This window comes from Colwellia sp. 12G3 (assembly GCF_002836775.1).
Classification (GTDB): Bacteria; Pseudomonadota; Gammaproteobacteria; order Enterobacterales; family Alteromonadaceae; genus Colwellia.
Genome location: NZ_PJAQ01000043.1, coordinates 265,688 through 286,840, shown reverse-complemented (window position 1 = coordinate 286,840; position 21,153 = coordinate 265,688). Strand labels below are relative to the sequence as shown.

General features: G+C 37.1%; 19 protein-coding genes and 1 tRNA gene. 7 read left to right on the top strand and 13 right to left on the bottom strand.

Annotated features, from left to right (window positions below; genetic code table 11):
* Positions 1-114: 114 nt before the first annotated feature.
* Both pyrC and yejK read right to left on the bottom strand, forming a co-directional pair.
* On the bottom strand, positions 115-1,182 hold the full coding sequence (gene pyrC, locus CXF71_RS11315) for a dihydroorotase (RefSeq protein ID WP_101233051.1): 1,068 nt from the start codon (positions 1,180-1,182) through the stop codon (positions 115-117).
* Positions 1,183-1,359: 177 nt separating this feature from the next.
* Entirely contained in the window at positions 1,360-2,415 is a 1,056-nt protein-coding gene (yejK, locus tag CXF71_RS11310; protein WP_101233050.1) for a nucleoid-associated protein YejK, read from the bottom strand.
* Between the two features lie 159 nt (positions 2,416-2,574).
* On the opposite strand from yejK, the gene CXF71_RS11305 reads away from it, so the two are divergent.
* The 3 genes from CXF71_RS11305 to CXF71_RS11295 all read left to right on the top strand — a co-directional run bounded on the left by CXF71_RS11305 (position 2,575) and on the right by CXF71_RS11295 (position 5,052).
* On the top strand, positions 2,575-2,781 hold the full coding sequence (locus CXF71_RS11305) for a DUF1414 domain-containing protein (RefSeq protein ID WP_101233049.1): 207 nt from the start codon (positions 2,575-2,577) through the stop codon (positions 2,779-2,781).
* Between the two features lie 296 nt (positions 2,782-3,077).
* A complete protein-coding gene (locus CXF71_RS11300) occupies positions 3,078-4,832 on the top strand; it encodes a DUF3413 domain-containing protein (RefSeq protein ID WP_101233048.1) in 1,755 nt (584 codons plus the stop codon).
* A 143-nt stretch (positions 4,833-4,975) separates the two neighbouring features.
* Positions 4,976-5,052 (top strand) — tRNA-Pro (locus CXF71_RS11295).
* A gap of 392 nt (positions 5,053-5,444) precedes the next feature.
* Here CXF71_RS11295 and rho read toward each other — a convergent pair.
* The gene (gene rho / locus CXF71_RS11290; protein WP_101233047.1) at positions 5,445-6,389 is read right to left on the bottom strand and encodes a transcription termination factor Rho; all 945 of its coding nucleotides are present in this window, start codon (positions 6,387-6,389) and stop codon (positions 5,445-5,447) included.
* Positions 6,390-7,141: 752 nt separating this feature from the next.
* Here rho and CXF71_RS11285 point away from each other — a divergent pair.
* On the top strand, positions 7,142-9,025 hold the full coding sequence (locus tag CXF71_RS11285; protein ID WP_232771451.1) for an alpha-amylase: 1,884 nt from the start codon (positions 7,142-7,144) through the stop codon (positions 9,023-9,025).
* A 128-nt stretch (positions 9,026-9,153) separates the two neighbouring features.
* Here CXF71_RS11285 and CXF71_RS11280 read toward each other — a convergent pair whose 3' ends face one another.
* The 5 genes from CXF71_RS11280 to CXF71_RS11260 all read right to left on the bottom strand — a co-directional run bounded on the left by CXF71_RS11280 (position 9,154) and on the right by CXF71_RS11260 (position 12,373).
* The gene (locus tag CXF71_RS11280) at positions 9,154-9,369 is read right to left on the bottom strand and encodes a hypothetical protein (RefSeq protein ID WP_101233046.1); all 216 of its coding nucleotides are present in this window, start codon (positions 9,367-9,369) and stop codon (positions 9,154-9,156) included.
* Positions 9,370-9,506: 137 nt separating this feature from the next.
* Complete coding sequence (locus CXF71_RS21655; RefSeq protein ID WP_101233045.1) at positions 9,507-9,758, bottom strand: hypothetical protein; 252 nt, start codon at positions 9,756-9,758, stop codon at positions 9,507-9,509.
* A gap of 7 nt (positions 9,759-9,765) precedes the next feature.
* Positions 9,766-10,326: a peroxiredoxin family protein gene (locus CXF71_RS11270; RefSeq protein ID WP_101233044.1), complete on the bottom strand. Its 561-nt coding sequence runs from the start codon at positions 10,324-10,326 to the stop codon at positions 9,766-9,768.
* A gap of 76 nt (positions 10,327-10,402) precedes the next feature.
* On the bottom strand, positions 10,403-11,137 hold the full coding sequence (locus tag CXF71_RS11265; protein WP_101233043.1) for an EAL domain-containing protein: 735 nt from the start codon (positions 11,135-11,137) through the stop codon (positions 10,403-10,405).
* A gap of 96 nt (positions 11,138-11,233) precedes the next feature.
* The gene (locus tag CXF71_RS11260) at positions 11,234-12,373 is read right to left on the bottom strand and encodes a cell division protein FtsZ (protein WP_101233042.1); all 1,140 of its coding nucleotides are present in this window, start codon (positions 12,371-12,373) and stop codon (positions 11,234-11,236) included.
* Positions 12,374-12,856: 483 nt separating this feature from the next.
* On the opposite strand from CXF71_RS11260, the gene CXF71_RS11255 reads away from it, so the two are divergent.
* The gene (locus CXF71_RS11255) at positions 12,857-13,279 is read left to right on the top strand and encodes a type II toxin-antitoxin system HicB family antitoxin (protein ID WP_101233041.1); all 423 of its coding nucleotides are present in this window, start codon (positions 12,857-12,859) and stop codon (positions 13,277-13,279) included.
* Between the two features lie 178 nt (positions 13,280-13,457).
* On the opposite strand, the gene bioD is transcribed toward CXF71_RS11255, so the two are convergent.
* The 4 genes from bioD to bioB all read right to left on the bottom strand — a co-directional run bounded on the left by bioD (position 13,458) and on the right by bioB (position 17,458).
* On the bottom strand, positions 13,458-14,246 hold the full coding sequence (gene bioD, locus CXF71_RS11250; RefSeq protein WP_101233040.1) for a dethiobiotin synthase: 789 nt from the start codon (positions 14,244-14,246) through the stop codon (positions 13,458-13,460).
* 172 nt (positions 14,247-14,418) lie between these two features.
* Entirely contained in the window at positions 14,419-15,216 is a 798-nt protein-coding gene (gene bioC / locus CXF71_RS11245) for a malonyl-ACP O-methyltransferase BioC (protein WP_101233039.1), read from the bottom strand.
* Complete coding sequence (locus CXF71_RS11240) at positions 15,216-16,376, bottom strand: aminotransferase class I/II-fold pyridoxal phosphate-dependent enzyme (protein ID WP_101233038.1); 1,161 nt, start codon at positions 16,374-16,376, stop codon at positions 15,216-15,218. The genes bioC and CXF71_RS11240 overlap by 1 nt, the downstream gene beginning before the upstream one ends.
* Positions 16,377-16,474: 98 nt before the next feature.
* Positions 16,475-17,458 carry a biotin synthase BioB gene (gene bioB / locus CXF71_RS11235; protein ID WP_232771455.1) on the bottom strand — a complete coding sequence of 328 codons (984 nt, stop codon included), beginning with the start codon at positions 17,456-17,458 and terminating at the stop codon, positions 16,475-16,477.
* 204 nt (positions 17,459-17,662) lie between these two features.
* Between bioB and bioA the strand changes: the two genes are divergently transcribed.
* Positions 17,663-19,000, top strand: a complete 1,338-nt coding sequence (bioA, locus tag CXF71_RS11230) for an adenosylmethionine--8-amino-7-oxononanoate transaminase (protein ID WP_101233037.1) — start codon at positions 17,663-17,665, stop codon at positions 18,998-19,000.
* An 80-nt stretch (positions 19,001-19,080) separates the two neighbouring features.
* Here bioA and CXF71_RS11225 read toward each other — a convergent pair whose 3' ends face one another.
* The gene (locus tag CXF71_RS11225) at positions 19,081-19,470 is read right to left on the bottom strand and encodes a hypothetical protein (RefSeq protein WP_101233105.1); all 390 of its coding nucleotides are present in this window, start codon (positions 19,468-19,470) and stop codon (positions 19,081-19,083) included.
* Between the two features lie 232 nt (positions 19,471-19,702).
* Between CXF71_RS11225 and asnS the strand changes: the two genes are divergently transcribed.
* Positions 19,703-21,103, top strand: a complete 1,401-nt coding sequence (gene asnS / locus CXF71_RS11220; RefSeq protein ID WP_101233036.1) for an asparagine--tRNA ligase — start codon at positions 19,703-19,705, stop codon at positions 21,101-21,103.
* The last annotated feature ends 50 nt before the right edge of the window (positions 21,104-21,153 follow it).

Genomic DNA, 21,153 nt, shown 5'->3' with positions numbered 1-21,153 from the left:
ATCCTTAATTTAAACAGAGCTTTACTTTCTAATCATGTCTACGGGGTAACTTATTCAGTTTCCAAGCTTTAGCTTCTTCTTTAATAAGATAAAAGTCTAAAGCTGAGGAACAAGTTAACCTTCTATTTGCCACAAAATATCTTCATTGGCACGAACAGGTACAACAACATCATCACCAAAGGTCATTGTTGCTGGTACTTGCCATGCTTTTTTAACTAACGTAATTGTATCTGTGTTTACCGGTAATTGATAAAAGTTTGCACCATTAAGGCTGGCAAACGCTTCTAATTTATCTAAAGCATTTTCTTGCTCGAATACTTCAGCATACAACTCAACAGCTGCATGGGCAGAATAAACACCAGCGCAACCACATGCTGACTCTTTGGCTTGTTGTGCATGTGGTGCAGAATCAGTACCTAAGAAGAATTTTTTGTCGCCGCTCGTCGCTGCTTCTATCAATGCCTGTTGATGTGTATTACGTTTTAAAATAGGTAAACAGAAGTAATGTGGACGAATACCACCGACTAACATGTGATTACGGTTGTACAATAAGTGGTGAACCGTAATTGTAGCGCCAACATTGTCACCCGCCGCTTTAACAAAATCTACCGCATTTTTAGTGGTGATATGCTCTAAAACAATTTTAAGATTTGGGTAGTTAGCAACTAACGGTTGTAAGATTGTATCGATGAACACTTGTTCTCTATCGAAGATATCAATATCACTAGCCGTTACTTCACCGTGAATTAATAGTGGCATACCCACTGATTGCATTGCTGCAAATACGTCAGTTAAGTTAGCAACATCCGTAACACCCGATGATGAGTTGGTCGTTGCACCAGCAGGATATAATTTTGCGGCATAAACTAAACCAGATTCTTTCGCTTCAATAATATCTTCTGCACTGGTTTTATCTGTTAGATATAACACCATTAATGGCTTGAAATGCGCGCTTGGTGCTGCAGCCATAATTCGCTCATAATAACTTTTTGCTAAGGCGGCATTCGTTACTGGTGGTACTAAATTTGGCATCACAATAGCTCTACCAAAATAACGACTAATATCAGCTACGGTGTTTTTTAATACGGCGCCATCGCGTAAATGTACGTGCCAATCATCCGGTCGAGCGATAGTTAAGGTGTTACTTAAGGTATGATTTGAGGTATTGCTTTCATTTGTCATGTTTGTATTTCCAATATTGTATGATCACAGCGAGTTAACTATTACTTAAGCCTAGACCGCTGTTTTATATGTATTTATTTTCATTAACTAGAGTCAGCATAAAAAGTAACGCGATACTTATAGGTAACACGTTACCCTGTTTTTTGCACTGTTAGTACGCGATGACTCTTCGTTGTTCTATTCACTCTCGACTTTTTCACTATCAAGCAGCGCCATTAACTGTTCTTTTAAATTCGGTGGTACTTTATAGATAACTAATGAGTCATTATGTGGATTATAAACGACGTCTTCACCAAAATGGCTACGTTCGAAACTTAAACTTATACCATTTCCATAACCTGAATATTTTGTGATTTTGTTAACCACAGCTTGTTCGTGCGGAAAAGAATCTTCAATAGGGTAAGATTGCGTTTGGCAGAACTGATAAAAGTCTTGTTCTGCACCTGCACTTTCAATAACGTTACCTACCTCTTGCAGTGACACATCTTGAGAACTCGCTTTTTGCTCTTTACAGTAGTTCAATAAATCTTTACGTGTTTTTTGCTTTTCGCTTGGGTCGAGTTGATTAACCGAAACATAATCTTCAACCGCTTGCACTAAGGTTTGTGTTTGCTCTTTAGCGTTTAAACCTTCTTCACAGCCTAAAAAGTCTAAAAAGAAGTCTGATACTTTACGACCTGCTCTACCTTTTATAAAAGAGATATAACGATTACCGTGAGTATTTTCTTTATAATCGAATAAATCAATACGAGCAGCGAGTTGCATTTTAGTGGTGTCTAAATGCTGCGCTGCTGAGATATTTAATTCTCCATCAACACTGTAATGCTCTGACACCGGGATAACCGCAACGAATAAGTAACGACCGCCCATGTATTCATAATGACATATAACAAAATAACCTGTCTCTTCAATGTCGTATTTTTCGATTTCATTTTTTAATACATTGCCCGCTTGCGTACTAAAATCATAAAAATTTTGCTGTTCCGTTAGGTAGCTTTCCATTAAATCAACAAAGCGGGCTGAATCACCCTCACCAGGCATCGCTGAAAAACTGCCATAGGCTTTATTGCCCTTGGTATTATAAATGGCATGTAAGCCATCAACAAAGTTAGACGTTTTTGTATCTTCTTGCGCGAAGTCAGCATTTTCTGGTCCTAGGCGTAATACAACTTCGCCGGTATCTTCTTTTTTAGACAAAAAATGTAGTGCAATGTTTTTAATTATTAAGCTCATATGATTCTTATCTTCAGTAACTGATGTAAATTAATGTTGTTGTTAAGTACTGCACTTATGTACTTTTTATATCTGGTATATATTAAAGTGTGCAGGCATTTGATAAACTAGGTAAATTAAATTTATCATTAACGAAAACTTTTTATTTAAGAAATTATTATGCCTATTGTATCTAAATATTCGAACGAACGTGTAGAAAAAATTATCCAAGATTTGTTAGATGTTCTTGTAAAAGAAGAAGCGACACCCGATCTAGCTTTAATGTGTTTAGGTAATGCTGTTACTAACATTATTGCTCAAGTACCTGAAAGCAAACGTGTTGCTGTTGCAAACAACTTTACTAAAGCATTAAAACAATCTGTTTAACCCCTTAATTGATGGGCTGTTGATCTTTCAGGATTAACATTTATTCTATTTAAAATAGTTTAATTACGGCACAAGCTTTTAACTATAGTTATGCTATATAAAAGGCGAACAACAATGAATAAAGCCGTTTAAATTACCCCTTAAGGTAGCATTTGTTTAATAATAATACGGCATTCGAGTAGTCCGCTACATTTTACCTACTTTATATTGCCTGAAATTTAAACAACTTACTGTTAAAGAAAGATAGAAAGATAAACAGCGCCTAATTTTATCAGCAAAAAGAAGAATTATTATCAATGGTTTCATTTGATACAAAAAGTTACAGCAAAAAACTATTACATTTGATCAGTTGGAGCCATTGGTTCACATTTTTCAATATATTAGCAGCTATTGCACTGTCCTCTTACTATTTATTTAGCGAAGCGGCGCCAACAACACTCTTTGGCCAGGTTTACTTAATTACGACCTGGGTCAGTCACATTGCTTTTCTAACCTTTATGAGTTTTGTTTTGGTGTTATTTCCATTAACACTGATCCTACCGCATACAAAGTTTATTAGAACGAGTGGCTCTATCATTTTTACCATTGGTTTATTACTTCTTGTCCTAGATGGCTTTATCTATAGTCGCCTGGGTTATCACTTAAATGCGTCATCTAGTGGGCAAATTATAAGTTTGCTACAAGATATAGCTAAAGATAACAGCTTGTTTTATACCATCAGTGGCTCATTGATTATTGTTATCTTAGGTTTCGAGTTCGTTGTTAGCAATTACGCTTGGAAACACTTAAAGCAATTACAAAAAACAGTCTTTGCCCGTTTTGTTATATTTGCTTTGGTATTGTCCTTCTTCTTTAGTCATGTCAGCCATATTTGGGCTGATGCTAACCTTGATTATGATATTTTGCGTCAAGATACGGCTTTACCCTTGTCTTATCCCGCTACAGCAAAAACGTTATTAACCAAATATGGTTTATTTAACATAGAAGATTATATAGAGCGTAAAAATAGCCCGCTATCATTTAGTCATGCTATCCCAAATTACCCGACTATTGATTCAGGTCTTTGCCCTAATGAATCAGCGGTTACAGCGCCTACTAACTCGACCTTTTTGATTCTAACTGAGCAGCAAATATCAACGACTCAGCTCAATCAATTTATTCGTCGCGCAAGTGCTACCAGCTTACATTTAACCAATAATATTGATACTGGCCTTAATGATGATGCATGGTTTAATCTGCTTTACTCTTTACCGAGTATTTATCAACAAGATATTTTAAAACAAAGTGTTAAACCGCTTTTATTTCAGCGTATAGAGCTACAGGCTCTAGCAACAAGCTTAACGGTTATCTCTGATGAGTTTTCAGCGACGGGCCAAGACGATGCAATAGAAGCAAATGTTGCTGTTATAGAACCACGCTGGTTCGAAGGGTTATTCAGTGAAAAAACTGAACTAGCAAATGTTTCTAGTTTACTGTTTGCTGAGAAATTAAATAATAAGGCCCCTGGTCTACATATTATTTACTTTAAAAATAGCCATGCGATTGATGCAAATAAAATAGTAAAAAATCAGAGCCAATATCAATTCGAGCTATTTGTTGATGCGTTACTACTGGCCCAGAAACAAAAAATAGACAAAGATATTATTTGGATTAGCTCTATTGGTAATCAAAGTAATGATACCCGTTTAAACACCAAACCTGCGTTATTCATTTACCCGCAACCTGTTAAGGCAACTAAGGACGTTACCTTTAATACCAGCAATATGGACTTACAACCAACGCTAATGAGCCAATGGTTATCATGTAATGTAAGTTCCCATAGTAATGGTAGTGATTTACCTAGCTTGAATAAAGACAGAGTCATTGCCAATACTACAGATAATGGCATTATTGTTTTTGATAAAGATAAATCTGTTTTCGTCGATCAAAACGGCAACTTTCAAAGTTATTCGCGTCAATTCTCTTCGCCAATAACGGTTAATGCTGACTTCCCATTAATGATTGATGGCGTACATTTTATTAAGAAGTTTACGCAACAAGAAAACCCGTAATAGCCCGAATTTGAGGCATATCGAGTAATAGTTAGCCGTTTAGCTCATCTAAGCTAACTATTCACTTGATTACCATTGCATTACCTTGATAAATCATTATTATACAGACGGTAAACTTGTTACTCCTCTAGAGTTTACATTGTCGGGGTATAGCGCAGCTTGGTAGCGCGCGCGCCTGGGGGGCGTGAGGTCGACAGTTCGAATCTGTCTACTCCGACCATATATAAGAATCAAGACGTCCTAGGGCGTCTTTTTTTGTGTCTGCAGACCTATAAAAATACCTAATCTAACGATTTACTCCATTTTTTCAAGACCTCTTGATATTTCACTAAAATCTAGACCTGATCACTTTGTTATTAATATTGCTCAAGCAAAGCAATAAGCACTTATTAGATATATTACAACAAGCTTCAAAAAACGTTTCACAATCATCAAGTTATTCTGAGGTATTGATAAAAATTAAAAGCAATACAGATACTTCCCAACTATCTATTTTGTCGCATTAGAGAGCGGTACAACCTATAACTCCTAATTCCCCCCCCTCATTGTCACCTACAGTTAGCAACGACCTTAAGTCGCGACGCATAGAAAAAACACCGCGGTAATTAGTAATTAATGATTTAACAGCTCAACATTTGTTGGGAATTCTTCTAGTAATTCGACAAGTTTCCTAGCGCCATCAATAGGTTTTAGACTAGTGAGCGCTCTTCGTATCAACCTTACTTTGTCGATATCTTTTGAATTGAGAAGAAGCTCTTCACGGCGCGTGCTACTTTTGGCAATATCAAAGGCAGGAAAAATACGTAGATTGGCCGCCTCACGTGATAAAACGATTTCCATATTACCGGTGCCTTTGAATTCTTCAAATATCACTTGGTCCATTCTGCTTCCGGTATCAACAAGTATGGTCGCTAGTATGGTAATAGAGCCTCCATTTTCAATATTTCTAGCAGTGCCAAACAGTTTTCGCGGTATTTCCATGGCTCTAGCGTCAATTCCGCCCGACATAGTGCGCCCGCTACTTTTTTGATTGGCATTATATACGCGTGTAAGTCTTGTGAGAGAATCAATAACTATCATGACATTGTGACCTTCTCCAGCTTCTTTACGTGCGATTTTAAGCAGGTCATTGGTTACACGTAGATGATGATCGTAATTTTCATCTGTGGATGAGGCGAATACTTTTGCAGGAACGCTGCGCTTAAAATCGGTAACTTCTTCCGGACGCTCATCAATGAGTAACGCATAAAGCTTTATCTCGGGATAAGCTTCGCCAACAGCTTGGCAAATATGTTTTAAAATGGTCGTTTTTCCGGATCCTGGTGGAGCAACAATTAAACCTCTCTGCCCCATGCCTATTGGCGTTAACAAATCCATGGCTCGCATGGAATGTTGTTTAGAGCCTAACTCAAGCTGAATACGCTGATCTGGATTAATGGCTACGCCATTTAAAAAACGTTTTTGTGGGTCTTCATGAACTACAGCCTTAACCACTTCTTCTTCGGGTTTGGGAGCTATTTTTCTTTTAACGTTCAATGATAATATTTTTCTTGTCATGATATTAGTTTATAACTCTGCAGAATGAAGTGATTTTTTACGTTGACCGTGCAAGGCTAGTTAGCTAGCTTGTAAGGTTATCTTTTATAAGAAATAGATAATAACGTATTCGAAAAAGTATTGATAAATATTTACACTTCTTGGTCTTTAAAGAGACAAAGAATATAAATTCTGACTCCATATAATTACAGGTTCGAAAGTAATGATTACTTATAACAAAGCATAAATCTTTTCTGATTTGTTCATTAATTTAACCCTCTGAACAGTGAAGCCTGACGCATAAATCTGGTCGAACTGCGACATTTTATAAACCGTGTTTAATCTAATATGTACTATTGTTTTTTCGTATAAAAATGATACGTAGTTAGTACTGTTAACGTAACGCATAACCACACAAGTCATTGTATTAAAGCATTTATGCATTTATTTTTGTTCTGGATAAGTTTCACGAGTTAAGGATGTCACAATCAGCACACTTCCAACATATTGAACTTAAGAACCGCCTGGTATACCCGCTTCAATATCATTGAAATAACTTTCGGGATGACCAAACCAATGTATCCTAGAATGTGTAAGACCTTAAATAAAAATGCATACGTATTCATTGCTACTTTTCGGATTATTCATTGAACAAAACTTACGGTTGATTGTAAATTGATCTCTCTGTCGTTGCTTAAACAAAGCTAAATGCAAAGCAGGACCACCGGATTGGTCAAACTATAATTATAACAATAACTATTCGGAAATACACAGTGACTAAAATAATCAAAGTAAACACCAAATCAACAAAAACTCGCCGTTTGAAATTTAATCCTAAAAAACATGCACTAACAACATTTGTTGCAGCAACTCTGGCCGGGCTCTCTGGCATAACACATGCCGACAATGGTGTGATGATGCAATATTTTCAATGGTACACCCCAAGTGATGGTTCCTTATGGAGCGAAGTACAACAAGAAGCGGCTAACTTATCTGCTGCGGGTGTTACTGCATTGTGGTTGCCGCCTGCATATAAAGGTGCTTCGGGCGCGCAGGATGTCGGTTATGGCGTTTATGACATGTACGATTTAGGCGAATTTAACCAAAAAAATTCGGTTCGTACTAAGTACGGCACTAAGGACGAATACCTCTCTGCGATTAATACCGCTCATGCAAATGGTATTAAAGTTTACGGTGACGTGGTCTTTAACCATCGTGGTGGTGCTGATGCGACTGAAGCCGTTAATGCTGTAAGGGTAAGTAGAGATAATCGTAACGTTGAATATGGTGATGATGTTGTTATTGACGCTTGGACCGCTTTCGATTTTACGGGCCGTAATAATACGTATTCTACCTTTAAATGGCGTTGGTACCATTTTGATGGTACCGATTGGGCACAAAATTTAGAAGAAAGTGCTATTTTTAAATTTCGTGGGACGGGTAAAGCATGGGATTGGGAAGTAGATAGTAATCATAGTAATTACGATTATTTAATGTTTGCCGATCTTGATATGGATCACCCAGATGTCGTGCAAGAGCTTAAAGACTGGGGTAAGTGGTATGTCGATTTTACTGGCGTTGACGGTTTTAGGTTAGATGCTGTTAAACACATTAAATTCGATTTCTTTAATGATTGGTTAGATACCGTACGCTCTGATACTGGAAAGTCATTGTTTACTGTTGGTGAATACTGGAGTTATAACAAAGAAGAGTTACATAACTTTATTTCAGCTACAGGTGGTCGTATGTCATTATTTGATGCACCACTGCATATGAATTTTTACAACGCGTCAACTAGCGGTGGTAATTATAATATGGCAACGTTAATGGATAATACCTTAATGAAAGAACAACCTGCCTTGGCTGTTACTTTAGTTGACAACCATGATACGCAACCTTGCCAAGCATTAGAGTCTAGAGTCCAAGATTGGTTTAAACCTATGGCTTACGCGTTTATCTTATTACGAGAAGAAGGCTACCCTAATCTATTTCATGCCGATTATTATGGTGCGTCTTATACCGCTTCAGATAATGGTTGTAATGCGACACCGATCACCATTAAGTCTCAAAAAGAAAATATCGATGAGCTATTAAATGCACGTAAAAAGTATGCTTACGGTACTCAAATTAGCTATATGGATCACCATGATGTTATTGGTTGGACAAGATTAGGTGATGCAGAGCATCCTCAAGCCATGGCAGTGATCATGACTGATGGCGCTAGTGGCAGTAAATGGATGAATGTGAATCGCGTCAATAGAGTATTTATTGATGTAACGGGTAATAACACGGCAGTAGTGACTACCAACGCTGATGGTTGGGGTGAATTTCCTGTCAACGGAGGTTCATACTCTGTTTGGGTTGAAGAGATCCCAACAGCAACTGTTAGCGTAAATTTTAGTTGTACCAATGCGACAACGTATTTAGGTCAAGATATTCGAGTAGTTGGTAACACGATTGAAACCGGCAACTGGGATCCAGCCAATGCAATTCGTTTGTCGCCAACAAGTTACCCTACTTGGACAACTACCATTATGCTTAATAGTTCACAAACAATTGAATGGAAATGTTTAAAAGTAAATGGTGAAAATGTTGATTGGCAAAGTGGAACTAACAATAGCTATTCGACAGGTGGCAGTACAAGTGGATCGTTTTAGTGAGTTATTACATTAATCGGTAATTAAGTAATCGATTAAATAATCTAGCAAGTTAGCTAAAGATAAAAAGCCTGTCGTTTATCATAAACGACAGGCTTTTGTGGTTTTATTGATTCAATTTCTTAGTGCTAATCAACATCAAGCATAGTTATTTTATTAGAATACGTTTGCAAAAAAAAATGAATACGATTAGAACGCCTTTTCGATAACATCACCCTAATACTTCCTGCAAGCATTGCATCGCTGCGTTTTACCTTGATTAAAGGCACAAAAGGTTTGTTATCAATACTGATAGTCGTCATGTGCTGACAGATGGCTTTTATTCTTGCTTGTTCGATATCCAAGGCTCAAATCCTGAGAGAAGTTATTTATGGGTATGATAACCACCACAAAATTTATAACTGCGCTAAGTTGTACTAAAACTGTGTTTATTTGTGCTCCCTTGCTGTATTAATCATAATAACTACAGTGAGATAACACGTTATTTACACCAAACTTTACCCCCAATAATTTTAAATGCTGGTGTGCCTCGAATTAAACAATCACGGGCAAATACCTTATGACATGTTGGGCATGTACAAGGGATGTCGGTAAAATCTTGACTGATACGCTCTTTGAAACATTTGAGTAAAGCGCCCTTACCTCCTTTACGGTATTTAAAGAGGAGAAAGTTACAGCCCTTGCAATAAATATCAACTGTTTTGCTAGGGCCTTTCTTATTAGGTTTTGACATTGTTTTGCTATTTCTTAGCAATACCAAGCGCAGCTAGATTATTAGCCATATCTTGAGCGGCAGATTTTGGCGTAATATCTTCATCAATTTTAACTATCTTACCTTGCTTAGAGATATAGAAAGTGACACGACTGGCTACTTTAAACATATTGAGTACTTGATATGCTTTTGCTGCTGATTTTGTTGGATCACTTAACATAGGAAAATCGGCACCGGTTTTTTCAGAAAAATCACGGTTGTCATCAATTGGGTCAACACTGGCCATTACATAGCTAACATCAAATTCTCTAATAAGATGCCCCTGCTCTGTTAACGATTTGCATTCAATAGTACAACCACGTGTGTTTGCCATAGGATACCAAGCTAATACCACAGCTTTTTTACCTTTATAGTCACTTAACTGGTAATAATCACCTGTGGTTGCTTGTAATTTAAAGTTGGGGGCGTCATCTCCTACTTTAAGATCAGTGGCAAAAACGGAAAAACCAACAAGGCTAACTAAACTACAAACAATTATGAGCGATTTTTTTAAGCTGCTTTTAAGCTTAGGGGTCATGTTAACTTTCATATTGGTCTCTTTATTTAAATGGGATGATACGATAAATAGCTACAGTGTAGGGGGTTAGGTGTTTGATTAAAAGCTATTAACTAATGTTCTTAAAACGGTCTCGATAATAAAAGCCTTGCACAAAATCACAGTTCAGCTGATTTGCCAATGCTAAATCTTCATACGTTTCTACCCCTTCGAGGATCACTTTTTTATTCGTACTGTGCGCATAATCAATAATAGATTTAACCAACAGCATAAAATTACGATTATTTTTGTTTTTTATTACAAACTTATCAAACTTAATGTAATTTACTAACTGTATAACAGAGGTAGAAATCATTGATTGAGGATTGCAGACATCATCTATAGCGGTATGAATATCACTTTTAGCTAAGTTATCAATCATGGCTAGACTCATTATGGCATCATTTATTTCTGAGTTTTCAATTAACTCGACGACAACATTCGACTTGGTATGTGATTTAAATAATTTTAGAAACGGATTACTTTGATCAATGACGCCACTCGCAAAGTAAGAGTCTTGGTCTAAGTTAACAAAAATATCATGACCAGTGATGGCATGAGATAATTGTAATTGCTTTTGTTGGTATTCAACTTGAAACAAACTCAGCGGACTTGTGTGCAGTGATTCATAAACAAGGTCTGGCCGAATTAGCGTGTTATCAGCAGAATAAAATCTAGCCAATGACTCATAAGCGAAAATATCTTGGCTTTTACAGCAAATTATTGGTTGGTACTCAACACCAAAACGTTTATTTTCGATTAGATCGATTAAACATTTAGGGCTGAGTAATTTCTTATCTTTCATTGACTTCAGTCGACAATTTCTTATCCGACCATTCCTAATACATAGATGGAATGACAAATGTAAACAAGAATGATTCTCATGTAAAGAGGTGATTCGTTAATTGCGATTGATTGCCATTAATTTACGCGTTATTGCTGGTATGTCAGTAATACTTTCACCTTGGTTGATAAAACTAAGCTCGTCATCTATATATACAGGCTCTGACGGCTCGAGGCTTTGTTCGAACGGTCCCGGCTCTCCTGCAATGATAATTGCTTCTTGTTTGTTCTTCGGTTTATCACTACATATACCTGAACCAATAATGAGTATCTCTATTTCTGAAGACAGGTTAGGTTCAAGGGTTACCCCTGGTACAATAAGAACAGAACGATTAGTTACCTTTGTGCGGATATGATCTATTAGGCCATTGTACGTCGATAGTTTAGGCTCCGACTTACAAAACAATTGAAATATTATGCCTTTGGCGGTATCTATATTAGCAATGGAAACAAGCGGGTTATTTAGTGCCTGTTCGAGGGCTTCGAACGCTTCTTCTTCAGAGTCAGCTTTACCTACACCTAAAACCGATTCCCCCTCAAATGACAAAATGGTTGAAAAATCATTTTTATCTACATTGACATAACCTGTTTCATTAAGCATATGAACCAAAGCAATCAATAAGTTTTTTAGCACTTCATTGCTTTGGTTAAAAGCAGAAAATAAGCCAACGCTTTCACCTAAGCCTGCAAGTAACAAATCGTTTGAAAGCGTTATATAAGCATGTATCGGCTCTTTAATTTCATCTATGCCTTGTAGAGCATAATCCATTCTCATTTGCCCTTCTGACTCAAAAGGTAAGGTCACAATGGCTAAACAGTTGATATTGAGTTCACGTGCTATTTTGGCCACTAAAGGGCTTGCACCTGTGCCAGTGCCACCACCAAAACCTGCGGTAATGATTACAATATCACTATCCATTACAGCACTACGAAGCAATTCTTCACTTTCTTGAGCCGCTTGATAGCCTATTGTTGGATCGGCACCTGCACCATAGCCATTTGTTAAGTTCTCACCAATGAGAATTTTATTTTCAACGTTAATGCTATTTAATGCAGCAAGATCTGTATTGACCGCAACTAAGTTAACTTGCCCAGATAAATTATTCTCATGAAGCATATTAACTGTATTACAACCACACCCACCTATGCCTACAACGGTAATCAATAATTCTGGGTTGCCGTTAAGAAGTTCTTTCATAGTATTCCTTGTTCAATCAATAATGCAATCGCCTAATCGGGCCTTAGCTTTTCATAAAACCCAAGGGAAATAGCCAAGAATTTCTTGCTAATGCTAGGTCATATTTTTGACGAATTTTACTGTGATTTCTTCTTTATTATAGAGATCAAATTCTTGATGATCCACATCAATGTATAACTCTAGCCACATAGTTTAATTATCAGTATTTAAAAAATAAATTACTTCTATATCAACTTATTTATAATAGCCATTTTTCGAGCTAGGTATTTTAGTTCCTTTATAAAAATAGTGCTAAGTCATAGTAAACGTTCACTCCAAGCCGATTACAGAGTTATCGGGGTTGCCTGTAGTAGTCCACCAAAGAGTTACCGGGGTTATTATTATGACCTACGTAGGGTTAGTAGGGTTATCTGTGTGTTGTATTTCTGGGTTATTGGGGTTATTATTAGTTTTAGAGGTTTTTGGTCGTGTTAGGAGTTAAAAATGAAGTACGCTGTAGTGTTTAATCAAGGTGAAAAAAACAGTGATTATCAAGTGTCAGTACCTGATCTTCCTGGCTGTGCAATTACGGAAAAAACGATTGATTTAGGTATGGAAAAAATCACTAAAGCGATAAAATCACATCTCGCGATTTTGGCAGAATATGGTGAAAAAGTACCTAATGCAAAGGGGTTAGACAGTCATCGAAAAAACTATATAGTAGAAAATCCATATACCTTTTCAAACGCTTTTTGGGCGATAATCAGTATTGATATTACGCCGTACTTAGGTAAGAGTCATAAAATAAACGTTACCCTACCCGAGTTACTCATTGCTCAAATTGATGACAAGGTAAGTAAATCTTCAGATTATAAAACGCGCTCAGGATTTATTGCCAGTGCTTGTTTTGCTGAATTAGAAAAGTAGTTTCATTTTCAAATTCAGTTTTCAAGAATATCACCGTTAAATTTGGGCCGGCGTTTAAATTTAAACTTAGATTGATCATTAACCTTCTAATGATCTACTAAAGGAAAAGTGGATACTTTTATTATTCACTCATTTAGGATGAGTTACTTAAATTTTATAAATATAAATCCACACAGCGTTATTGGAGCAACACTGCTAAATTAATTTTTTTTGCAGCAACATTAATTTTTTCATAAAAAGAAACGTCATTCCCCTCTTCATCTACATCTGCAATAAAATCAAACTGGGCGATTTTTGGTATAGGTAAAAGTTGTTCTAACTCAGCAATGTTTTCTGCCAAATTATTCATAGAACCGTTAGATGCACAATTTGCAATCCAAGCGATACACTCTACCCCATCAGCCTTAATTGTTTCATACGTTAACAACGCATGATTTAAACAACCTAACTTCATATTGACGATTAAAATAACGTCGAGGTTTGTAATTTTAACAAAGTCTGATAGAAATTGATAAGTCGGTTCTTTATTATCGATGCTAGCAGTTAGGGTTGATTTAATAGTTATAGGACCTAATGGTAATCGCCATCCACCAGCACCTTCCACTAAAGTAATATCTGCGTTCAGTGATTTAACTTGTTGATAATGATGATGTATATCAGCAAGAGTAATCTCTTGGTTTACTTTTTTAGCAGCAATATGAGGTGCAATCGGCTCTTCAAAGGAAATTGGATTGATATGACTGATACTTTGCGCGCAGTTAGCAAATTCACAGAGTAATTTTGCATCTTCATTAATAAGCTGACCATCGACTAATTCACAACCGGCAGAAATGGGTTTAAACGCCGCAACTTTTAGCCCTTCATTGGTAAGAGTATTATTGTGGTGAGTTAACGCATGAATTAAAGCGCAGCTAACAAACGTTTTACCTGCATCGGTATCTGTTGCCGTAATAAAAAATTGTTTCATATTTATTTCTTAATTAATGGTTTAGTAAACGGTTATTAAAAAAATTGTCTTGAATAATAGTTGGGAACTATTACATTGCCTTAGTTATATAACAAACTAACTAAGGCTAATAAAAATAGAGAATGCGGCGAAGTTTTACTTATCTGAATGATGTTAGTTGTAATATAAGTGACTAATTATTTAACTTAACCACTAAACCAGAAAATAAACGGTAGGTTGCAGGGTAAATACCGCTAGGCTCAAGAAAATCTTGATAGTGCTCTGTCATTTTAAACCATTTATCTTTTCCAGACAGACCTCTATTTTTTTTCTGTGCCAAATGATTAGCACCTAAACCTTTTAACTCGCGCGCTAAATGAATTACATTTTGATATTCTAAAATAATATCTTGGCACTTTTGTTCTATCAACTTACCCTTTTCATTATTGAATAACGTATTGAGTTCAGTCACCGTTTTAAAGTCAATCACGTGTTGATCATCATCGACTTGTTTCCAAGAAGATTTCAATTCGTGTAATGTACCATCAACTAAAGTGGTAAAAATAAGTAATCCACCTGGCTTTAATACCCTCAACATTTCGGTGATGGCATCATCGAGAGGGTCAAACCATTGAATCACTAAATTAGAATAAATAAAATCTATGCTGTTATTTTGCAGTGGTATTTTATGAGCATCGCCTTCTAACCATAATATTTTTTTATTACGGTGTTCTTGAGCAAAGTGAAGCATCTCATTTGAAATATCTAAACCAATAACTTGGTTATAAGAGCCGGCTAACAAGTCTGTAAAAAAACCCGTGCCTGAGCCTAAATCTAACACGGTCAGATCGTTACGGTTGGGTAACCAAGGCATTAAATGTTTACCCGAAAAACGTTGTAACCTTGCTGAAACGTCATAAGATTTACTGGCAGAGCCAAAGCTTTTACCAATTTTTACTCGGTTTACATTATCTTGTTCTGTTTGAACCATTAAGCGGTAGCCTTATTGATACATTCTGCTAAGTATTTAATATCTTTAGTATTATGGTTTGCGCAAATGGTAACGCGTAATCTTGAGCTGTTAATTGCAACCGTTGGCGGTCTTATTGCTGTTAACCAAATACCTTGTTTTTTGAGATTATCACTTATGCTAAGTGCTTTTTTCTCATCGCCGATTATTATGGCATGAATTGAAGATTGTGTGGCAACTAACTCAACTTCTTGACTTAGTTGTTCACTAAATAATGCGCTTAATTCACTGATTTTCTCTCTACGCCAATGCTCCTTTTGAATAAGTTCGATGCTTTTTCTGGTAGCCCAAGCGATGGCCGGAGATATTGCTGTAGAGTATATGTAATGGCGAGAAAAGTTAACTAAATATTCATGTAGGTCTTCATTACAAGTCAAAAATGCGCCACTGGTGCCAATGGCTTTACCCAATGTTGCCATAGTTATATCTATGTCTGCAAAGTAATTACTGCCCTGACCTTCATTACCAACGACACCAATACTGTGTGCATCATCTAAATAAAGCCAAGCCTGTTGAGATGTTGCTAAATGCGCAAGCTCTAACACTTTAGCTTGGCAACCATCCATACTAAATACACCTTCAGAGGCTATTAATTTATTAGGAGAGTCTGTTGCGTTTTCACCAGAACTGTTTAGTAATTTGGTTAAGTGGTCAATATTGTTATGGTTAAAACGTTTAACTTTTGCCTTGCTATGATAAGCGCCATCAATCATTGATGCATGACTCAATTTATCTAGATAGAAATGGCTTTCTTCACTTTTTCCTAGCGCTTGAAATAATGCTAAGTTAGCGGCGAAACCACTAGAGAAAAGCAGGCACTTAGGTTTGTTTAACCACTGACAAACATCATCTTCTAATGCTTGATGGGCATAATGGTAGCCAGTAACTAAACTAGAGCTACTGGAACAAACACCAAACTTGTCGGCCCCCTCTTGTAACGCTTTATTAATTTCAACATGATTATTCAAACCTAAATAATCGTTGGAAGAAAAATTAAGGTATGACTTTCCATTTACGATGATTTCTTTACCTTGGCTTGCGGTACGATTACAAACCAACTGACGGTATCGAGACTTAGTTTTTTGTTCTTTGACATCATGTCGAATAAAATCAAAGCTCATAAATGAAGTTCTACCTAAACGTTTGCGTTTAACAAGGTACTAGCGGATTTAACCACTAGCACTTTATCACGAGGGTTATTGTCTGGTTTTAGACTAAGTTACACTGATGCGTTGTAAAATAGGTCACTGTGTTGTTGGTCAGCAATGGCTGTTTTAACAATATTGTCTGAACGTTCAGTATCGCCGACGACAGTTTCAGTATTTATGCCAAGCTTTTCAAACAAAGCAATATCTTGATTAGTTTCAGGGTTTTCTGCAGTAAGTAGTTTACAACCATAGAATATTGAGTTTGCGCCAGCAAGGAAACACATGGCTTGCATCTGTTCGTTCATCGCCGTACGACCAGCAGATAATCTCACATGACTATGTGGCATCATGATACGAGCCACAGCGATACAACGGATAAAGTCAAAACTCTCTAAATCATCAATATTGGCTAAAGGTGTACCTTCAACTTTAACTAACATGTTAATTGGCACACTTTCAGGTTGTGGGCTTAAATTAGCAAGTTGTATTAATAATGATGCACGATCAACCGCTTTTTCACCTAAACCAACGATACCACCGCTACACACTTTCATGCCAGCACTGCGAACATTAGTCAATGTATCAAGTCTATCTTGGAAGGTACGCGTCGTGATAATTTGATTATAATGCTCAGGAGACGTATCTAAGTTATGGTTATAATAATCTAAGCCAGCACCATTTAACTGGTCAGCTTGATCTTCCGATAACATACCTAACGTCATACAGGTTTCCATACCAAGTGCTTTAACACTTTTGACCATATCAAGAACATAAGGCATATCACGTTCTTTAGGATTACGCCAAGCAGCGCCCATACAAAAACGAGTTGAACCCATTTCTTTAGCTCTTTGCGCCGCTTCAAGTACTTTTTCAACGGCTAATAAACTTTCTTTTTCTAAGTCAGTTTTATTTCGTGCACTTTGTGAACAGTATTTGCAATCTTCTGGGCAAGCACCGGTTTTAATCGATAATAAGGTACTGACTTGTACTTCATTAGGATTAAAGTTTTCTCTATGTATCGTTTGTGCTTTAAACATTAGATCACTAAAAGGCATAGCAAATAGTGCATTGACTTCTTTCAAATTCCAATTATGACGAAGGATAGAATTTAACGATTGTGCCTGTGACTGTACTGTTGATAAGTCGGCTGCTGTACTACTTAAATCTGACATAAAACCCAATTGCATCTAGTGAACTTAACGGGTAGTCTAGCCAGACTAAGCATGATGTCAACGATTAATGAGCACTTTAGTTAACAAATGAACAATAAACATACAGCCATAAGTCCGTCTGAGCAAAATTCACTCCTTCGTTTTGATAAAGCAAACGTTTGGCACCCTTATACTTCAATGTCAGAGCCACTACCAAGCTATTTGGTTGACAGTGCCCAAGGGGTAACAATCAATTTAGCCAGCGGTGAACAACTCATTGATGGTATGTCTTCATGGTGGTCTGTTTTACATGGCTATAATCACCCTAAGTTAAATGCTGCACTGCAAGAGCAAGCGGCAAAAATGTCCCATGTGATGTTTGGCGGCTTAACCCATAAAAGTGCAATTACCTTGTGTGAAAAGCTAGTTCGTTTAACGCCAGAAGGTTTAGATAAAGTATTCTTGTCTGATTCAGGTTCAGTTAGTGTTGAAGTAGCGATGAAAATGGCCTTGCAGTATCAACATGCTGTTGCTGAAAAAAATAAAACAACGCTAACCAAAACAAAGCTACTTACCGTTAAAAATGGTTATCATGGTGATACTTTCGCTGCCATGTCGGTTTGCGACCCTGTTACCGGTATGCATCAAATATTTGAACAGGTATTAATGCAGCACTTCTTTGCTCCCGCACCTTCTATAAAGTTCGGTGAAACATGGTCAAATGATGATGTTACCGAGCTATCTGCTTTATTTGCAGTGCATCATGAAGAAATAGCCGCGTTTATTATTGAGCCAATAGTGCAAGGTACCGGTGGTATGCGTTTTTATCACCCTGAGTATTTAAAGGCCTGTCGCTCACTCTGTGATAAATATGATGTCTTAATGATAGTCGATGAGATTGCTACTGGCTTTGGACGAACCGGTAAACTGTTTGCCTGTGAATGGGCAGGCATTAATCCCGATATCATGTGTCTGGGTAAAACCTTAACGGGTGGCTATATCACGCTAGCGGCAACCTTGTGTACTACACACATTGCACAAACTATTAGTGAAGGTGTCGCAGGTTGCTTTATGCATGGACCTACTTTTATGGGCAATGCTCTCGCTTGCGCTGTAGCGAATGCGAGCATTGATTTATTATTTGAAAATGATTGGCAATTTCAAGTTAAAGGCATTGAGAGTACGCTTAATAGGTTACTTAAACCTTTAACAACACATGCAAGGGTTAAAGATGCTCGTGTGCTTGGAAGCATTGGTGCAATTGAATGTAAAGAAAGCGTCAACGTAGCGCAGATACAAAAACGTTTCGTAGAATTAGGTGTTTGGATCAGACCCTTTGGCCAGTTAATCTATATTATTCCGCCATTAATCATTAATACGGAACAATTAACTACCTTGGTAAATGCCATCGCAACGGTATTAGATGAAGATGATTGCTTTAGCTAATTGTGCTTAGTGATTACTTTAATTTATTACCTTAATTGATCACGATAACAAATCCCGGGTTTTTATGGTTCTGATAATGCTTAATGTACCTTTACTAATATATACACTAACCAAAAAAGATTAATGGCCAATAAGAACATTAAATTGAAATGAGGATTGTCACTGCGGCGTCGACTGCGATATTTATCCGTCATGAGTGCTAAATAACTGCCCACAGCACTAAGCCATAAAAGAATATAGAGATAACCTGTTAATGGGGTTAACCAAAACTGACGGATTTCTACGTCATAATAACGTAATACCCCATAATCTTTATCAGGTGCGGCATAATAAGACATAATCAGAGCGATTAAAAAAAGCAACCAACTCGTTACTGCCAGCACTGTTTGGATATAACTCCACACGTCAGTAGTTTTTCTCCGGTCAACTTGTCGCTCTCCCTTGTTATGTTCACCACTCTTGTCTCTCATTACCGTTGTTTTCATCCATTTAAAGGTTATTTATTGCTATTGAGCACTATTTGTTATTTTTCATTGCAATTAAGCATTGCATTTACGCCTTGTCACGGTAACATATCACTCCATTTTTCGCATAATACCAATGAGTTTAACTTAATCCTTCACTTAGGGTGAATCAGGAATAGCTGAATTAACTTGGTATAGCGCAATTTCAATCAATTACATAAGAATAAGAGGTCATTAGATGTCAGTTATATCAATTACTGATGTATTAGCAGGTAACTTCCCTGTTAATGAGAGCATTACCATCCACGGTTGGATCAGAACACGTCGTGATTCGAAAGCTGGTATTTCATTTTTAGCATTGCATGATGGTTCATGTTTTGATGCTATTCAAGCCATTGTGCCTAATGAACTAGACAATTATCAAAGCGATGTTCTTAAACTAACCACTGGCTGTTCAGTAAAAGTAACTGGTATTTTGGTTGAATCTCCGGGTAAAGGACAAGCATTCGAAATTCAAGCAACTGAGGTTGAAGTGTTAGGTTTTGTTGAAGACCCTGATACTTATCCTATGGCTGCTAAGCGTCACAGTATTGAATTTTTACGCGAGCAGGCACATTTACGTCCACGTACCAATATGGGCGGTGCGGTAACACGCGTTCGTAACTGTTTAGCGCAAGCGGTTCATAGATTCTTGCATAGTAAAGGTTATTTCTGGATCAGTACTCCACTTATCACAGGTAGTGACTGTGAAGGGGCTGGCGAGATGTTCCGTGTAAGTACTCTAGATATGGAAAACTTACCACGTAATGACGAAGGTAAAGTTGACTACAACAAAGACTTCTTTGGTAAAGAGACGTTTTTAACGGTATCTGGTCAGTTAAACGTAGAGACATATTGTAACGCGTTATCAAAGGTTTATACTTTTGGTCCGACATTTAGAGCCGAAAACTCTAATACTACCCGTCACTTAGCTGAATTTTGGATGGTTGAGCCTGAAATCGCTTTTGCTGATTTATCAGACGCTGCTGACTTAGCAGAAGAAATGCTTAAATATGTATTTAAAGCGGTACTTGAAGAGCGTCCTGATGATATGGCTTTCTTCCAACAACGTGTAGATAAGACTGTTATTGACCGTTTAAACTCTGTAATCAATACCGACTTTGTTCGCCTTGATTACACTGATGCTATTACTATTTTAGAAAACTGTGGTAAGAAATTTGAAAACCAAGTGTCTTGGGGCGTAGATTTAAACTCTGAGCACGAACGTTACTTAGCTGAAGAGCACTTTAATGGACCGGTAGTTTTACAAAACTACCCTAAAGATATTAAGTCTTTCTACATGCGTTTAAATGATGACGGTAAAACGGTTGCTGCTATGGATATTTTAGCGCCAGGTATTGGCGAAATAATTGGTGGTAGCCAACGTGAAGAACGTCTTGATGTACTTGATAGCCGTTTAGAAGAAATGGGCTTAGATATTGCTGATTACGGTTGGTATAGAGACTTACGTCGTTACGGTACTGTTCCTCATTCTGGTTTTGGTTTAGGTTTTGAACGTTTAGTAGCGTATGCAACAGGTATGCAAAACGTACGTGACGTAATTCCATTCCCAAGAACACCAAATAACGCAGCATTTTAACACTCGGTTTATGTTAATACGTTAGACACAGAAAAGGCGACATAGAGTCG

Excerpts from the sequence above, each read along its gene's own strand:
- CXF71_RS11255 (WP_101233041.1), top strand. The coding sequence starts at position 12,857 with ATGAAGTACGCTGTAGTGTTTAATCAAGGTGAAAAAAACAGTGATTAT.
- CXF71_RS11225 (WP_101233105.1), bottom strand. The coding sequence starts at position 19,470 with ATGAGAGACAAGAGTGGTGAACATAACAAGGGAGAGCGACAAGTTGAC.
- CXF71_RS11300 (WP_101233048.1), top strand. The coding sequence starts at position 3,078 with ATGGTTTCATTTGATACAAAAAGTTACAGCAAAAAACTATTACATTTG.
- yejK (WP_101233050.1), bottom strand. The coding sequence starts at position 2,415 with ATGAGCTTAATAATTAAAAACATTGCACTACATTTTTTGTCTAAAAAA.
- CXF71_RS11305 (WP_101233049.1), top strand. The coding sequence starts at position 2,575 with ATGCCTATTGTATCTAAATATTCGAACGAACGTGTAGAAAAAATTATC.
- bioB (WP_232771455.1), bottom strand. The coding sequence starts at position 17,458 with ATGCCTTTTAGTGATCTAATGTTTAAAGCACAAACGATACATAGAGAA.
- CXF71_RS11270 (WP_101233044.1), bottom strand. The coding sequence starts at position 10,326 with ATGAAAGTTAACATGACCCCTAAGCTTAAAAGCAGCTTAAAAAAATCG.
- CXF71_RS11265 (WP_101233043.1), bottom strand. The coding sequence starts at position 11,137 with ATGAAAGATAAGAAATTACTCAGCCCTAAATGTTTAATCGATCTAATC.
- rho (WP_101233047.1), bottom strand. The coding sequence starts at position 6,389 with ATGACAAGAAAAATATTATCATTGAACGTTAAAAGAAAAATAGCTCCC.
- asnS (WP_101233036.1), top strand. The coding sequence starts at position 19,703 with ATGTCAGTTATATCAATTACTGATGTATTAGCAGGTAACTTCCCTGTT.
- bioD (WP_101233040.1), bottom strand. The coding sequence starts at position 14,246 with ATGAAACAATTTTTTATTACGGCAACAGATACCGATGCAGGTAAAACG.
- CXF71_RS11260 (WP_101233042.1), bottom strand. The coding sequence starts at position 12,373 with ATGAAAGAACTTCTTAACGGCAACCCAGAATTATTGATTACCGTTGTA.
- bioC (WP_101233039.1), bottom strand. The coding sequence starts at position 15,216 with ATGGTTCAAACAGAACAAGATAATGTAAACCGAGTAAAAATTGGTAAA.
- pyrC (WP_101233051.1), bottom strand. The coding sequence starts at position 1,182 with ATGACAAATGAAAGCAATACCTCAAATCATACCTTAAGTAACACCTTA.
- CXF71_RS11240 (WP_101233038.1), bottom strand. The coding sequence starts at position 16,376 with ATGAGCTTTGATTTTATTCGACATGATGTCAAAGAACAAAAAACTAAG.
- bioA (WP_101233037.1), top strand. The coding sequence starts at position 17,663 with ATGAACAATAAACATACAGCCATAAGTCCGTCTGAGCAAAATTCACTC.
- CXF71_RS21655 (WP_101233045.1), bottom strand. The coding sequence starts at position 9,758 with ATGTCAAAACCTAATAAGAAAGGCCCTAGCAAAACAGTTGATATTTAT.